The sequence below is a fragment of the Burkholderia sp. GbtcB21 genome (assembly GCF_019091065.1).
Taxonomy (GTDB): Bacteria; Pseudomonadota; Gammaproteobacteria; order Burkholderiales; family Burkholderiaceae; genus Burkholderia; species Burkholderia pyrrocinia_C.
In genome coordinates this window covers 19946-34238 of the sequence record NZ_JAGXKA010000006.1, presented here as the reverse complement: position 1 = coordinate 34238, position 14293 = coordinate 19946, and the positions used below count along the sequence as shown (strand labels likewise).

At 67.9% G+C, this 14293-nt stretch carries 14 protein-coding genes; 6 read left to right on the top strand and 8 right to left on the bottom strand.

All coding sequences use genetic code 11. From position 1 onward, the window contains the following. Positions 1–112: 112 nt before the first annotated feature. A complete protein-coding gene (locus KVT39_RS15750) occupies positions 113–1084 on the bottom strand; it encodes a helix-turn-helix transcriptional regulator (protein WP_217589537.1) in 972 nt (323 codons plus the stop codon). A 161-nt stretch (positions 1085–1245) separates the two neighbouring features. On the opposite strand from KVT39_RS15750, the gene KVT39_RS15745 reads away from it, so the two are divergent. From KVT39_RS15745 to KVT39_RS15725, 5 genes are all read left to right on the top strand, one after another. Further along, positions 1246–2367 (top strand): ABC transporter substrate-binding protein, encoded by a 1122-nt coding sequence (locus tag KVT39_RS15745; RefSeq protein ID WP_034181330.1) that lies wholly within the window; start codon positions 1246–1248, stop codon positions 2365–2367. A gap of 22 nt (positions 2368–2389) precedes the next feature. Continuing rightward, complete coding sequence (locus KVT39_RS15740) at positions 2390–3310, top strand: alpha/beta hydrolase (RefSeq protein ID WP_254640515.1); 921 nt, start codon at positions 2390–2392, stop codon at positions 3308–3310. Then, positions 3307–4371 carry an iron ABC transporter permease gene (locus KVT39_RS15735; RefSeq protein WP_105392600.1) on the top strand — a complete coding sequence of 355 codons (1065 nt, stop codon included), beginning with the start codon at positions 3307–3309 and terminating at the stop codon, positions 4369–4371. The genes KVT39_RS15740 and KVT39_RS15735 overlap by 4 nt, the downstream gene beginning before the upstream one ends. Further along, entirely contained in the window at positions 4364–5173 is an 810-nt protein-coding gene (locus KVT39_RS15730; protein ID WP_217589533.1) for an ABC transporter ATP-binding protein, read from the top strand. Before KVT39_RS15735 ends, KVT39_RS15730 begins: the two co-directional genes overlap by 8 nt. Positions 5174–5312: 139 nt before the next feature. After that, on the top strand, positions 5313–5888 hold the full coding sequence (locus tag KVT39_RS15725; RefSeq protein WP_217589531.1) for a polysaccharide deacetylase family protein: 576 nt from the start codon (positions 5313–5315) through the stop codon (positions 5886–5888). An 18-nt stretch (positions 5889–5906) separates the two neighbouring features. On the opposite strand, the gene KVT39_RS15720 is transcribed toward KVT39_RS15725, so the two are convergent. After that, positions 5907–6893 (bottom strand): phosphotransferase, encoded by a 987-nt coding sequence (locus KVT39_RS15720; protein ID WP_217589530.1) that lies wholly within the window; start codon positions 6891–6893, stop codon positions 5907–5909. On the opposite strand from KVT39_RS15720, the gene KVT39_RS15715 reads away from it, so the two are divergent. Beyond that, positions 6892–7581 (top strand): cephalosporin hydroxylase family protein, encoded by a 690-nt coding sequence (locus KVT39_RS15715; RefSeq protein WP_217589529.1) that lies wholly within the window; start codon positions 6892–6894, stop codon positions 7579–7581. The two genes, KVT39_RS15720 and KVT39_RS15715, sit on opposite strands and share 2 nt — an antisense overlap. On the opposite strand, the gene KVT39_RS15710 is transcribed toward KVT39_RS15715, so the two are convergent. The 6 genes from KVT39_RS15710 to KVT39_RS15685 all read right to left on the bottom strand — a co-directional run bounded on the left by KVT39_RS15710 (position 7538) and on the right by KVT39_RS15685 (position 14284). Continuing rightward, positions 7538–8743: a glycosyltransferase gene (locus tag KVT39_RS15710; protein WP_217589528.1), complete on the bottom strand. Its 1206-nt coding sequence runs from the start codon at positions 8741–8743 to the stop codon at positions 7538–7540. The genes KVT39_RS15715 and KVT39_RS15710 overlap by 44 nt on opposite strands. Before the next feature lie 7 nt (positions 8744–8750). Beyond that, positions 8751–9818 (bottom strand): asparagine synthase-related protein, encoded by a 1068-nt coding sequence (locus tag KVT39_RS15705; RefSeq protein ID WP_217589527.1) that lies wholly within the window; start codon positions 9816–9818, stop codon positions 8751–8753. Beyond that, positions 9815–10693 carry a 4Fe-4S cluster-binding domain-containing protein gene (locus tag KVT39_RS15700; protein ID WP_034181321.1) on the bottom strand — a complete coding sequence of 293 codons (879 nt, stop codon included), beginning with the start codon at positions 10691–10693 and terminating at the stop codon, positions 9815–9817. The genes KVT39_RS15705 and KVT39_RS15700 overlap by 4 nt, the downstream gene beginning before the upstream one ends. 1 nt (position 10694) lies before the next feature. Continuing rightward, complete coding sequence (locus KVT39_RS15695; RefSeq protein WP_131947563.1) at positions 10695–11690, bottom strand: phosphotransferase enzyme family protein; 996 nt, start codon at positions 11688–11690, stop codon at positions 10695–10697. Beyond that, positions 11691–12440 carry an FkbM family methyltransferase gene (locus tag KVT39_RS15690; protein WP_105392609.1) on the bottom strand — a complete coding sequence of 250 codons (750 nt, stop codon included), beginning with the start codon at positions 12438–12440 and terminating at the stop codon, positions 11691–11693. It lies immediately after the preceding gene. A gap of 251 nt (positions 12441–12691) precedes the next feature. Then, the gene (locus KVT39_RS15685; protein ID WP_034181318.1) at positions 12692–14284 is read right to left on the bottom strand and encodes an ABC-F family ATPase; all 1593 of its coding nucleotides are present in this window, start codon (positions 14282–14284) and stop codon (positions 12692–12694) included. Positions 14285–14293: the final 9 nt, after the last annotated feature.

Here is a 14293-nt window from a genome sequence, read left to right as displayed (position 1 = left end):
CGCTTTCGATGTTTCATGATGTGATTGATTCTCATTCTCATTATGAAACATGTAATCAACCGAAATCTTTGCGTAAGCATCGAAGTCGTTTGAGCGCCGTCGCCGGCCGTCGTCAGCGCCGGTCGCTGCGTCGCGCCAGCGTCGGCGTGACGCCGAAGCGGCGCTTGTAGGCCGTCGCGAAGTTCGCGGCGCTCGTGTAGCCGGCCAGCGCCGCAGCCTGCTTGACGCTCACCGCATCGCGCTCGAGCGCGAGCCGCGCGCGCTGCAGATGATGTTCGCGGACGAAGTCGAACACGGTCGTGCCATAGGCCGCGCGGAACCGGCGCTGCATCGCGTTCGCGCTCATCCCGGCGTGCCGCGCGATGTCGTCGAGCGACAGTTCCTGCGCCGCGTCGCTCGCGAGGAACGCGCGCAACTCGGCCATCCGCCGATAGTCGCGTGAGCCGAGCGACGCGTCCGCCGTCTGCGCCGCACCGGTCTCGAGCGGCGTGAAGGCCTCGGCGAGCAGTTCGAGCACGCGACTCTCCAGATAGATCGCCTGCAGCATCGGCTGATAGGCGGGCGGCCGCACGATCTGTTCGGCGAGCGCCGTCGCACGCGGCGTCGGCTGCCAGAAGCGGATCGAGAGATGCGCGGACAGCATCGCGTCGAGCCGTTCCGGCAGGACGCCGCGGCTGGCCGCCTGCAGATGGCCGAGCCATTCGCCCGACATCGCGAGGCTCAGCCGCCGCGCGTAACCGCCCTTGCTGAGCCGCCTGCGGAACGTGTCCGGCTCGACCGCGTTGAGCAGGAACGACTGCATCCGCACCGCAGGCCGCGCGGCGTCGCGGTCCGTGCGGCCGGTGCGCCGCCCGTCCGTCGTCAACACCACGCGCCGATCGCCGTACGACACGTCGAGCGCACCCTCGAGCAGCAGCACGAGATGCAGGCCCGGCGAACACTGCCCCGACATCACGGCGTCGAATTCGTCGGTTGCGTCGTCCGAATGGATCCGCAACCCGGGCCGCACCTCGCGGATCCGCGCGACGTGCGCGTCGTGTCGATAGCGATCGGAATGGGAAGCGGCTGGCGTCAGCGCTGTCATGTCGTCATACCCCCGCGCACAGGCCTCTTGCGCCCGCGCAAACTATTTTGGTGTTCGATCAAATGGCCGATGCCCCTGTCACGGCCTCGGCTCAGCTACAATCAAATGAGAATTGTTCTCATTTATATCGTATCGGGAGTCGCGTGAAAAAAACAAGCGGAATGTGGGCCATGTTGGGTGTATGGCTGTGCGGCTGGCTCGTGATGCATGCCGCGCAGGCGGACACGACGACCGTCACCGACCTGGCCGGGCGGCAAGTCCGGATTCCTGCGCGCGTCGAGCGCGTGCTGCTCGGCGAGGGTCGCCTGCTGCCGGCGCTGGCGGTGGTCGACGGCGACGATCCGACGCGCCGCCTCGTCGGCATGATGGGTGATTTCGAGCAGCTCGATCCCGCGAGCTACGCGCAATGGCTCGCGCGCTTCCCGCGCCTGAAGGACGTGCCGCGCATCGGACGCTCGCAGTCCGGCAGCTTCAGCGACGAGCGCGCGCTCGCGCTGCGTCCGCAGGTCGCGATCTTCGGGCTCGGCGGCGGCCACGGCCCCGGCGAGCGCGATCGCGAAACGCTCGCGCGGCTCGAGGCGGCCGGCGTCGCGATCGTGTTCGTCGACTTCCGGCACGACCCGCTCGCCAACACGCCGCGCAGCATCGCGCTGCTCGGCCAGGTGCTCGGCTCGCCGCAGCGCGCGACGGAATTCAACGCGTACTGGCAGCAGCAGCTCGATCTCGTCCGCACGCGGCTCGCGACCGCGCGCCCGGCCGCGCCGAGCGTGTTCCTCGAAAGCCGCGTCGGCCTGTCGGGCGACTGCTGCGACACGATGACCGGCATGATGGGCCACCTGCTCGACGCCGCCGGCGGCAACAACGTCGCGAAAGGCCGCGTACCCGGCGAGCACGGCACGCTGAACCCCGAATACCTGCTGAGCCGCCAGCCCGATTTCTACATCGGCACCGCGATCGGCTCGCTCCAGACGCTGCAAAGCGCGCCGCAACGCATCGCGCTCGGTGCCGGTGTGCCGCACGACGCCGCCGTCCGTTCGCTCGACCGGTCGCTGAAGCGGCCGCAGATCGCGCCACTGCGCGCGGTCCGCGAGCGGCGCGCGTATGCGATCTGGCATCACTTCTACAATTCGCCGTTCAACGTCGTCGCCGTGCAGGCGATGGCCAAGTGGCTGCATCCGGCGTTGTTCGCCGATCTCGATCCGCGCACCACGTTCGACACGATGGTGCGACGCTTCCAGCCCGTTCCGCTGCAAGGCGAATACTGGGCGCAGGAAGGGTCCTGACATGCGGATGCCCGCCTCCTCCATGCGCCGCTCCCTGCTCGTCGCCGGATTGGCCGGCCCGCTCGGCGGCCGGCTCGCGCCCGCGCGCGCCGCCGATGCGCCTGCGTGGCCCGGCCTCGACGCCGCACTGCCGGTCGTCGTGCCGAACAGCCGCCAGTTCGACGTGACGATCGCCGGCCGCACGCGGCGTCTGTTCGTCTCGCTACCGGCCGAGCGTTCAGGCTCGGCGCCCCATCCGGTGCTCACCGTGCTCGACGGCAATGCGCTGTTCCCGCTCGCGGCGCAGTTCGTCCGCAATCTCCGCGCGCGGCCCGACGGCGCGCGCGACGCCGAGGCCGTCGTGATCGGCATCGGCTATCCGGTCGACGGGCCCTACGACATGGCCGCACGCGCGGACGACTACACGCTTGCGCCGTTGCCGAACGGCCGCGGCGTCGTCGCGGACCGCTTTCTCGACTTCATCGAGCACGACGTGCAGCCGTGGCTCGCCCGCCAGTTGCCGGTCGATCCCGAGCGGCAGACGCTGTTCGGCCACTCGTACGGCGGCCTGCTGACGCTGTACGCGATGCTCACGCGCGCGCACCTGTTTCGGCGCTACGTGGCCGCGAGCCCGTCGATCTGGTGGGGCGAGCGCGCGCTGCTGCCCTATGCCGACCGGTTCGCCGCGCAAATCGCCCCGCTCGCACCACCGCTGCGCGTCCTCGTGACCGCAGGCAGCCTCGAGGAAGGCGCTCCAAACCCCGACGCCGAACGGATGCGCCGCCAGCAGGCACGCAAGCAGGTCAGTTCCGCCCGCGACTTCGTCGCGCGCGTGGGTGGCCGCCCAGGGCTCGACGCCGCGTTCCGGCTGATCGACGGCGAGGATCACGGCGGCGTCGTGCTGCCGAGCCTCGTGCTTGCGTCACGCGTGGTTGTCGAGCCCGCGTCCGGAGCGGCCGCATGAGCACGACGACACCCGTTTCGCCTCCGTCGCTGCGACTCCGCTACCGCGCGGTCGCCGCGCGGCGTATCGGTGCGCTGGCCGCACTCGCATGCGTGCTCGTCGCGCTGCTCGTCGTCGACGTCTCGACCGGCCCGTCGTCGTTTCCGGTCGCCGACCTGGTCGGCGGCCTGTTCCGGCCCGACGGGCTGCCGCTCGAACAGCGCGTGATCCTGTGGGACGTGCGCCTGCCGTATGCGCTGATGGCCGTGCTCGTCGGTGCGTCGCTCGGGTTCGCCGGCGCCGAAATGCAGACCGTGCTGAACAACCCGCTCGCGAGCCCGTTCACGCTCGGCATGTCGGCCGCCGCGAGCGTCGGCGCGTCGCTCGTCGTGATTTCCGGCTGGCACCTCGTGCTGTGGAACGAGAACGTCGCGCTGTCGCTCGGCGCGTTCGCGTGTGCGAGCGTCGCAACGCTGCTGATCGTCTGGCTCGCGTGGCGCCACGGCGCGTCGACCGAAACCGTCGTGCTGTTCGGCATCGGCCTGATGTTCAGCTTCGAGGCCCTGCTGTGGCTGCTGCAGTTCATCGCCGACGCGAATGCGCTGCAGCAGATCGTGTTCTGGAGCATGGGCAGCCTGGCCCGCGCGACGTGGGGCAAGATCGCATTGCTGACCTGCGTGTTCGCCGCCTGCGCGCTATGGGCGAGCGTCGACGTTGCGTCGTTGACGGCGCTGCGCGCCGGCGACGAGCAGGCGCGCAGCATGGGCATCGCGGTCGAGCGGCTGCGGCTCGTCGCGCTCGCGCGCATCAGCCTGCTGTCCGCGACGGCGCTGTCGTTCGTCGGCACGATCGGCTTCGTCGGACTCGTCGGGCCGCACGTCGCGCGGCTGCTGGTCGGCGACGAGCATCGCTACTACCTGCCGGGCGCGGCGCTCGCCGGCGCGATCATGCTGGCCGGCGCGTCCGTGCTCAGCAAGACGCTGATCCCCGGCGTGACACTGCCGATCGGCATCATCACCGCGCTGGTCGGCGTGCCGTTGTTCATGTTGCTCGTCAGCCGGCGCAGGAGGCTCGATGGCTGAGTCGATGCTGCATCTCGACGCGCTGTGCGTCCGCTACGGCTCCCGGGTCGTGCTCGACGGGCTGTCGCTCGCGCCGGTCGAGCCGGGCACGACGATCGGGCTGCTCGGGCCGAACGGGGTCGGCAAGTCGACGCTGCTGCGCGCGCTGGCGCGGCTCGCGTCCGCGACCGGTCGCGCGGCATTCGGCAGCCTCGACCTGCTGTGCGGGCCGAGCCGCGAACACACACGGCAGGTCGGCTATCTGCCGCAGACCTTGCCGCAACCGTCGTCGCTGCTCGTGTACGAAGCCGTGCGCAGCGCGTTGCGCGCCACCTGCGGCGGCCTGTCCGACGCGACGCGCGACCGGCGTTTGCAACAGGTGTTCACGCGGCTGCGGCTGCACCCGCTGGCGATGTCGTCGCTCGACCGGTTGTCGGGCGGCCAGCGGCAGATGGTCGGGCTCGCGCAGGTGCTCGTGCGCGACACGCCGCTGCTGCTGCTCGACGAACCGACCAGCGCGCTCGACCTGCGCTGGCAATTGCTCGCGCTGGAGGCGGTCGGCGAGGCGGCCCGCCGGCGCGGCGCGATCGTGCTGGTCGCGATGCACGACCTGAATCTCGCATCGCGTTTCTGCGACCGGCTCGTGCTGCTGAGCGCCGACGGACTCGTCGCGGACGGCGCACCGGCCGACGTGCTGACGCCGCCGAACCTGCGGCGCGCGTACCGCGTCGATGCAAGGGTCGAGCGCACGGCGTCGGGCGATTATGTCGCGCTGGCGGAGCGAGCGATTCCGGACGAGCCGGCGCTTGCTTGCGACGATTGAGCGATTCAACGCTTGAGCACGGGCGGTATCGCCCGGCCGTGTTGCACCCGCACGCTTGCGCTCGCTGACGACGCACGACCGGTCAGCCGCCGGATTGCGCTATCGTTCCGGTTCCACTTACGCGCGCGCCCTCCCCGCGATGTCCATTCACCTCAGTTTCGACGACGGCCCCGGCCCGTCGACGCCAGCCTTGCTCGACGTCCTGCGCAACGCCTCGTGCGCAGCGACATTCTTCCTGCTCGGCAAGAACCTCGCGGGTGCGCTCGACGTCGCGGCGAGAATGGCGCGGGAAGGCCATCGGCTCGGCAACCACACCCATTCGCATGCGAGACCGGGCGCGCTGGCGGACGACGAGCTGATCGCCGAAATCGATGCGACCGACGCGCTGATTCGCGACGCGTATCACCGGGCCGGTATGCCCGCACCGGATACGATCCCGCTGCGCCTGCCTTACGGGCTGATGCCGCAGGACAATCGCGCCGGCGTACTTGCACGCCTTCAACGCGAACACACAGGCTGGACCGCAATCCTCGACGATTGGCAGCGCCCGGCGCCGTCGCCCGAGGCACTGTTCGACGCAATGCGCGCGCATGTCGCCGACAGCGCGGCACGGCATCGCGACGTGCTGTTCTGCATGCACGACGGATCGCGGCATGGCGAAGCGCGCCCCAACACGGTCGAAGCCGTGCGCCTGTTCCTGAATCGACAAAACTGACGCGGCGGCCGGCCAGCTTCAGGGCGCCGCGCCGTCCAGCAACTGCCGCCAGCCGCCGAGAAACCCGATGCCGGGCCCCGGCATCCACAGGCCGCGTTGCGCGGCTTCCAGATGGATCAGCGTCTGGTCCACGCAGAACAGCGACATCAACGCAGCGCGGTTCGCGCGCATCCAGTCCGGCGCAGCATCGGCCCGCGTCGCCGCGTAGGCTTGCAGGCCGGCGTCCCATCGCTGCGCATCGAAAACGAAGCGATCGTCCCTTCCCGCATCGCGCGACAGCGCGAACAGCGCAAAGGCCGCCTCGAGCCATTGCGCACCCTGCCCGACATCGTCGAAATCGAGTACGCCGCTCACCGCACGCCCCACGTACAGCAGGTTGCCCGCGTGATAGTCGCCGTGCAGCCAATGCACCGGCCCCGTCAACCAGCGTGCCGCGGCGTCGAGATGCATGCCGATCCGCCGGATCATCGTGCCGTAATCGCCGCTCAACTCGCCCGGCAACGACGGCATTGCGCGCGCCGACACGCGTGCATGGCGCGCCGACAGCCACCCCAGCGGTGCCGATTCGGTCGCCGATATCGCCGCCAGCGCCGCATGCAGATGCGCGAGCGCGCGCATCGCATCGATCGCACCCGCTTGCGCATCGTCGGGCAGGCCGGGGTTGCCGTCGATATGCTCGAACAGATGCAGCCAGCTTCCATCGGACACCTGCACACCGGGCTGCGCATCCACGGTCGGCCGCAGTCGCGGCAGCGCGGGCAGCATCGGCGCCGTGCGCGAACGGCCGAGATCGCCGAGTATCGACGCCTCGCGATGCACCTGTTCGACCGGCTTGCCGGACCACGACACGCGCAGCACCACGCGCTCCGAATCGCACTCGACGAGGTACGTTTTGTTAGTATGGCCCGACGACAGCGCCTGCAGGCGCGCCGGCCCGAGGTTCCAGTGCCGGCGAAGCCAGGGTTCCAGCGTTTTCACGTCACTCCTACTCGTTGCATTGACCATGTCAGAGCGTCCTTCGGCCCGCATGCGGGACATCAACATCGAATGGCTGACGCGCGCTGCCGAATTCGACCATCTGTTCCAGACGCGCTGGCTCGGCGAGCGCTTCTTCCATCTGCCCGGCGACATGCTCGCGCTCCAGGAACTGATCTGGCGCGAACGCCCCGACTGCATCGTGCAGACCGGCATCGCGGCCGGCGGCGGCGTCGTGTTCTCCGCGTCGATGCTGGAATTGAACGGCGATCGCGGCCGCGTCGTCGCGATCGAGCCGCGCCTGCGCGACGAGGTCAGGCAGCGCCTGCAATCGCACCGGCTCGCCCATCGCATGGTGCTGATCGAAGGCGAATCGTGCGCGGCCGACACGCTCGCGTCGGTACGCGCCCAGATCGGCGACGGCGCGCGCGTGATGGCGATCCTCGATCTCACGCATACGCACGCGCACGTGCTGCGCGAACTCGAATGTTATGCATCGTTCGTGACGCCCGGCAGCTACGCGATCGTGATGGACACCATCATGGAATATCTGCCGGCATCGATGTTCGACGGCAAGCCGTACGGCAAAGGCAACAACCCGGCGACGGCCGTGCGCGAATTTCTCGCCCGCGACGACCGGTTCGAAGTCGACGCGGACATCGAGGACCGCGTGCTCATGACGCTGTCGCCAGGCGGCTTCCTGAAGCGAGTTCGCTGATCAGGCGGGCGGCCTGCGCCGAGCCGTCGCGCGCGTAGCTCGCACGGATCCGCGCCGCGTGCTCGCGCAGCGGCCCGGGACGTAACAGGCGCTCGAGCGCATCGGTAATGTCCGCGACGCCAGCCTGCTGCAGATCCAGCACGCATCCGGCGCCGGCCCGTTCGACGAAGTGCGCCGAATGAAACTGGTCGTTGCAGAACGGCGACAGCAGCATCGGCACGCCGCATGCGAGCGACTCCATCACCGAGTTCGCGCCGCCGTGGCTGACGAACGCGTGCGTGCGCCGCAGCAGCGCGAGTTGCGGCACATAACGCACCGCGACGACACGCTCGTCACCGGCCGGCAGCAGATCCGAATCGACCAGTTCGCCCACCGACAGCACCAGTTGCGCCGACGTCGCGCGCGTCGCGTCGATGACCTTCGCGAATACGTCCGGGTGGTAATAAAGCTGGCTGCCGAGCGACATGTAGACGAGCGGGCGATCCGCGTCGAGGCGTTCCCACGGGAACGGCGTCTCGTCGCCGCGCGGGCCGGACGGCAACGCGGGGCCGACCAGTTCGATACCCGGCGGCGGCGCGCCGACCAGCGCATCGGTCGTGAACGCGAGCGTCAGATGCGGCGACAGGATGTCGCAACCGCGAAAGCGCGCGTCGAGACCGTAGCGCGCGAACAGGCGCGTGCGTTCCGGCGCGAGCCAGCGCACCGTGCGCAGCAGTTCCGAATCGAGATCGTCCGGCAGCACCGGATTCAGCGAATTCGACATCGAGACCCACGGCAGCCCTTCCAGCTCGGCGGCAATCGCCGCCGCATAGAGCAGCGGATCGATCACGACCACGTCGGGCCGCCATTCGCGCAGCACCGCGCGGATGCCGTCCACCTGCGCGGGCGCAAGGTCGATCAGCAGCGTGCGGATCCAGTGCCGCAGCCAGTCGGCATCGCGAATGTTCGCGGCGAAGCTCGCGCCGCGCGACAGGTCGTGGCGTTCGGGCGTCTCGCGAGGGCCGACGAACGCGAAGCCGCCCGCGCCGTCGAGCTGCGCGCTGATGTCGGCCGGCGCGTAGAACGCGACGTCGCAGCCGGCGGCACGCAGATACTGGGCCGGGCCGATGCACGGATTGACGTGCCCTTTTTCGGGCACCACGCAGAACAGGATGCGTTTCATGAGCGGCTCAGGTCGGGCGATGCGCGGCATCGAAGTGGATGTGGTCGAGATGATCGAGGATCAGCGTCAGCGTCGCCCACAGCACGCGTTCGGTATCCGCCTGCAATGTGGGCACGGCAAGACCGAGCGTGTCGGCCAGTGCATGCGTGCGGTCGCGATCGAGTAGTGCCGTGAGGTCCATCGCCGGCGCGAGCCGCCCGCGCTTGGGGCCGTGCACGAGCCGGTCCGGCAGGTTCAGGCGCGCACCGAGATCGCGCAGGCACTGCTTGTTCGGGTCGGGTTCGATGCTCGTCAGATGCGCGACGACGGCGGCGTCGACAAACGGCGGATGCAGGTCGACCGACGCCGCATCGAACAACGCATGGCACAGCGGCAGATAGTTGGCCGACCGGTCGCGGCGCAGCACCTGGTCCGCACCGTCGCCGGTGATGGCCACCTCGATGCCGTCCGCGGCCATTGCCTCGGCCAGCAGCAGCTTCGCGACCGGATGCAGGTTGAACATCGGCTCCTCGACCGCATGGGTCGTTCTCGGCAGCGCGGCCACGAATTCGGCCTCGTTCGCGCGCACGATCTTCACCGTCGCCTGCATCTGCGCGGCCAGTTCGAGTGCGGCATCGCGTTCGCAATAGTCCGGCATGTCGGTCGCGAGGATGTAGGACGTCACGTGCCGCTGCGCGCCTAGTTCGCGCAGCAACGCGAGCAGCAGCGCCGAATCGAGCCCGCCGCTCAGCGCCAGCGCGACGCGCTTGCCGCTGTCGAGCGCGCGTTGCAGCGATGCGCGCAGCACGGTTTCCAGATCGCAACGCTGCGGCCGCTCGGGCGCCGGCTGCACCGTCAGCCCTTGCGGCGAACGGATCAGCGCATGGCCGGGCGGCACTGCCAGCACGTCGCGCAGCACGGTGCGGCCGATGGGACGCTCGCCGCTCAGATAGCCGGCGATGGCGGCCGTGTCCGGCGCGCCGGCCGGTTGCCCCGACGCATGCAGGACGGCCCGGATTCCGGATGCCGACACGCCGCTGCGCGGATGGTAGTGCAGACGATCGAAACCGAACAGGTCGCGCGTGCCGACGATCATGGATAACGAGCCTTCAAGGTGTCCACTTCAATGCGTTTGAGGATGCGATGCGGCGCCACCGGCGCGCTGCCGCCCTGGCAATGCAGGCACGCTTCCAGCGGCGCCTCGCGTTGCAGATAGGCGAGCATCGCGTCGAGCATGCCTGCGTCGTCGCGCAGCGGCAGGCCGTCGGATTGAAAATCCTTCTCGCCCTTGTACAGCGTATGAAAATGCGCGGGACGCGTACACGTGTAGAACATGCCATCGCGAATCATATGGCAGCGTTCGCGGATCCAGCAATCGCGATAGAGGCGCTGTGCGTCGTCGCGGTCCGTGCCGGGCTGTGCGCGATTCATCGTCGTGAACACGTCCTGCACCTTCCAGTTCAGGCGCACGTCGAAACGCGCCGCCTGGTGCTCGACATGCGCGATCAGGTCGGGCGAAAGCGACGGCTTCGGGTAACGCGAGATCGTCAGCGCATCCACCGCCTGCCAGAACGCGTCCGGCATCTCGCCGAGCTTCAGGCCGTTCGTCGTGACCGAGATCACGGGCGCGATGCCCGTGGCGCGCACGCGTTCGACGAGCTCGACGAGCGCCGGGTGCAGCAGCGGTTCGCCGCCGACCAGCTTGAACATGCGCGGGCTCAAGACCTTCGCGGCCATGCGCAGATCGGCTTCGAGCGAATCGGGGCTCGCATGCCACTCGGGCAGGAGCGGCGACAGCGAGCAGCATTCCGCGCAGGTCAGGTTGCAGTGATCGACGATATGCGCTTCCAGCGAGCGCGTCCGGACGCGCCCGTCTTCGACGCGGTAATCGCGATCCAGCGGCGGCGGGAAGACATGTTGCCGTTCGCCGGATGGCAGCGGGTTCGTGGTCCGGTTCGGATTCGCGTTCACTTCAGCTTCCTGCTTCCACGCATTGGGAAAAGAAATCGACGAGTCGGCCGCGCGCGTCCACCATCGCGGACGCCATCGTCACCGCCCCGCTCAGGTGCGCGGCGAAACGCGCCGGATCGTCGAGCCAGCCTTGCACGACCCACAGCTTGAGCGCGTGCTGCACACACGCGGCATCGACGGCCCACGCGATGCGCGCGGGATCCACCGGCCGGACCCGCCGGTACGCGCGCACGAAGGCTTCCGCCAGGTGCGGCGCTTCCAGCGGCAGATGATTCAGGCAACGCACCAGCTCGTATTCGCGCGGCGCGCCGATCGACGCTTCCCAGTCGAGGATGAGCGGCGGCGTGCCCGCGTCCGCGAACAGATAGTTGAACTGGTTGTAGTCGTTATGGATCGGGTGCTGCGGATCGTCGGCGGGAAACGCTTCGACGCTGCCCGGATAGAAGCGGTCGATCATGCGCAGCGCGAGTTCGACATAGCGCCGCAGGTTCGCGGCGCCGTCGTTCGAGCGCGCGCGATCCAGCGCGTCCAGCAGGCTGCGGCGCACCGCGTCCGCGTCGATCGCGGTCAGCCGCGCGCGGATCGTGTCGAGCGACGGCAGATGAAGCCGTTCGAGGCTCAAATGCAACGCCGCCAGACTCGCGCCGAGCGCATCCCATTCGGCAGGCGAAAACGTATCGTAGGTTCTGAACTGCCCCGCTTCCCAACGCGTCACCATTGCGTGCGCGCCGGTGCCCGTCCACATCGGTTCGCCGGCCGTCGTGCGTTTCAGCGTCTGCACACGGAAGCGCGCATCGCCATGCGTCTCGAAATGCGCGAGGACGGCGGCTTCCTTGGCCGCGCGCGCATGATGCTCCGGCGCATAGAGCTTGACCGCCACGCCGCCGTCGTCGGTCGGCAGGTGCCATACGCGTTCGCCGACCTGTCGCGGCGGCCCGCTCTGGCCGAACGCGTAGGCGTCGCGGATTTCGTCGAAGGTGACGGCGTGCTGGTCCATTCAGATGTGCTCTGCCGGCCCGTGCCGATACGGATGCCCGCTCAGGAACGTGTTGTGCCCGACGTAGCGCAGCTTGTACATCGCCGGCCGGAACAGCACCGAAGGAGCGTTGTTCGCGATGCCGAGCAGCGGGTACAGGTCCTGCCGCACGAAGAATGCGTTGTTGCCCATGTCGTCGCAGCAGACGAGCTCATAGCCCTTCTGCCTGCCGAGATGAACGAGCGATTCGAGGCTCGCGCCGTAATAGGTCGAGCCGTCCCATTCGTGGTCCGGATTGAAGCACATGACCCAGCGTTCGGGCGGCGTGTAGTACGGGTTGTATTCGATCACGACGATGCGCGGCTGAAATGCTTGCAGGCCGCGCCACACCCAGTAGTCGTTGCCGTCGATATCGATCGACAGCAGGTCGAAGTCGGCCGGCACGTTCGCATCGGCGAGCAACTGGTCGATCGTGTCAGGCTGGACGCGGCCGTGATGCAGACGCACGCGCTCCGCGCCCGCGTAGTGAGCGGCAAGCTTGCCGAACCGGTACGCGCTGCCTTCCACCAACACGCCCGCCCAATCCTGTTCGCGCAGCAGCCGCGCAGTGTTGCTGTTGCGCAGGCCGTCGCTCGCGCCGATATCGACGCAGAAGCGATTCGTAGGCGCGATCCGCTCCATCAGCCGCGCCAGAATGCTTTCCTCGGTGCCCTGCGCGTACAGGCTTGGCGCAAGGCCGGACAAGTCGAGCGGCAGAGGATGGTCCTGCATCGAGGGGCGGCTCCGGGTCGGGATGGGGAATAGGGATCAGGGATTGGTGTTCGGAGGGTAATTTACCCGAAGTCGATTGATCGGAGGAAACTGGAATGCGCTACGCAGTATGGCTTTGCCGGCGGCGGAAATGAAAAAGCCCGCATCGACAATACTGTCGATGCGGGCCTGATGCGTTTTTGGCGGTTTCCCTCCACGCGCCGCGCTTCCTGTTGTCTAGCCGCGGCACATGAACGGAAGCCTCAGGACAATTACTCCTGCCCCTGGCTCGTCAGGAATTCCTCATAGTTACCACCGAAGTCGAACAGCGTACCGTCCGTACGCACTTCGATGATCCGGTTCGCCAGCCCGCTCACGAACTCACGGTCGTGCGACACGAAGATCAGCGTGCCTTCGAACTGCTCGAGCGCGATCTGCAGCGACTCGATCGATTCCATGTCCATGTGGTTGGTCGGCTCGTCCATCAGCAGCACGTTGTGGCGGCCGAGCATCAGCTTGCCCCAGATCATGCGGCCCTTCTCGCCGCCCGACAGCACCTTCACCGACTTCTTGATGTCGTCCGACGAGAACAGCAGGCGGCCCAGCGTGCCGCGCACCATCGTTTCGTCGTCGCCGTCCTTGCGGTACTGGTCGATCCAGTCCATCAGCGTGATGTCGTTCGGGAACTCCTCGTACGTGTCCTGCGGCATGTAGCCGACATTCGCGTTCTCGGACCACTTCACCGTGCCGTGCTCGAGCTCGAGCGCGCCGAGCAGCGAACGCAGCAGCGTCGTCTTGCCCGCGCCGTTCTCGCCGATGATCGCGATCCGCTCGCCCGGCTGCACCGACAGGTTGAAGTTCTGGAAGATCGTGCGCTCGTACTTCTTCGTGATCTCTTCGGCAACCACCGCGACGTTGTGCAGCTTCTTCTCGAACTCGAAGCGGATGAACGGGTTCTGGCGCGACGACGGCTTGAATTCCTCGATCTTGATCTTGTCGATCTGCTTCGCGCGGCTCGTCGCCTGGCGGGCCTTCGACTTGTTCGCCGAGAAGCGGCGCACGAAGTCCTGCAGTTCGGCCACGCGCTCCTTCGCACGCGCGTTCGCCGCGGCCTGGCGCTCGCGCGCCTGTGCCGATGCGAGCATGTAGTCGTCGTAGTTGCCCGGCCAGACCTTCAGCGTGCCGTAGTCCATGTCGGCCATGTGCGTGCACACCGAGTTCAGGAAGTGACGATCGTGCGAGATGATGATCATCGTCGAGTTGTACTCGTTGAGCGTATGCTCGAGCCAACGGATCGAGTTGATGTCGAGGTTGTTGGTCGGCTCGTCGAGCAGCAGCACGTCGGGCTTCGAGAACAGCGCCTGCGCGAGCAGCACGCGCAGCTTCCAGCCCGGCGCGACGTCGCTCATCGTGCCGTTGTGGAACTTCTCCTCGATGCCGATGCCGAGCAGCAGCGCGCCCGCGCGCGCCTCGGCGTCGTAGCCGCCGTATTCGGCGAATTTGCCCTCGAGCTCGGCCGCGTGCATGTAGTCGTCGTCGGTGGCTTCCGGGTTCGCGTAGATCGCGTCACGCTCGGTCATCGCGGCCCACATCTCGGTGTGGCCCATCATCACGACGTCGAGCACGCGCACGTCTTCGTACGCGAACTGGTCTTGGCGCAGCTTGCCGAGACGCACGTTCGGCTCCAGCGCGACGTTGCCGGCGCTCGGCTCGAGGTCGCTGCCGAGGATCTTCATGAAGGTCGACTTGCCACAGCCGTTCGCGCCGATCAGACCATAGCGGTTGCCCTCGCCGAATTTGACCGAGATATTCTCGAACAAGGGCTTCGGCCCGAATTGCATCGTGATGTTGGCAGTAGAAAGCACGGCAGGTCC

Excerpts from the sequence above, each read along its gene's own strand:
- KVT39_RS15750 (WP_217589537.1), bottom strand. The coding sequence starts at position 1,084 with ATGACAGCGCTGACGCCAGCCGCTTCCCATTCCGATCGCTATCGACAC.
- KVT39_RS15745 (WP_034181330.1), top strand. The coding sequence starts at position 1,246 with ATGTGGGCCATGTTGGGTGTATGGCTGTGCGGCTGGCTCGTGATGCAT.
- KVT39_RS15740 (WP_254640515.1), top strand. The coding sequence starts at position 2,390 with ATGCGCCGCTCCCTGCTCGTCGCCGGATTGGCCGGCCCGCTCGGCGGC.
- KVT39_RS15735 (WP_105392600.1), top strand. The coding sequence starts at position 3,307 with ATGAGCACGACGACACCCGTTTCGCCTCCGTCGCTGCGACTCCGCTAC.
- KVT39_RS15730 (WP_217589533.1), top strand. The coding sequence starts at position 4,364 with ATGGCTGAGTCGATGCTGCATCTCGACGCGCTGTGCGTCCGCTACGGC.
- KVT39_RS15725 (WP_217589531.1), top strand. The coding sequence starts at position 5,313 with ATGTCCATTCACCTCAGTTTCGACGACGGCCCCGGCCCGTCGACGCCA.
- KVT39_RS15715 (WP_217589529.1), top strand. The coding sequence starts at position 6,892 with ATGTCAGAGCGTCCTTCGGCCCGCATGCGGGACATCAACATCGAATGG.
- KVT39_RS15720 (WP_217589530.1), bottom strand. The coding sequence starts at position 6,893 with ATGGTCAATGCAACGAGTAGGAGTGACGTGAAAACGCTGGAACCCTGG.
- KVT39_RS15710 (WP_217589528.1), bottom strand. The coding sequence starts at position 8,743 with ATGAAACGCATCCTGTTCTGCGTGGTGCCCGAAAAAGGGCACGTCAAT.
- KVT39_RS15705 (WP_217589527.1), bottom strand. The coding sequence starts at position 9,818 with ATGATCGTCGGCACGCGCGACCTGTTCGGTTTCGATCGTCTGCACTAC.
- KVT39_RS15695 (WP_131947563.1), bottom strand. The coding sequence starts at position 11,690 with ATGGACCAGCACGCCGTCACCTTCGACGAAATCCGCGACGCCTACGCG.
- KVT39_RS15690 (WP_105392609.1), bottom strand. The coding sequence starts at position 12,440 with ATGCAGGACCATCCTCTGCCGCTCGACTTGTCCGGCCTTGCGCCAAGC.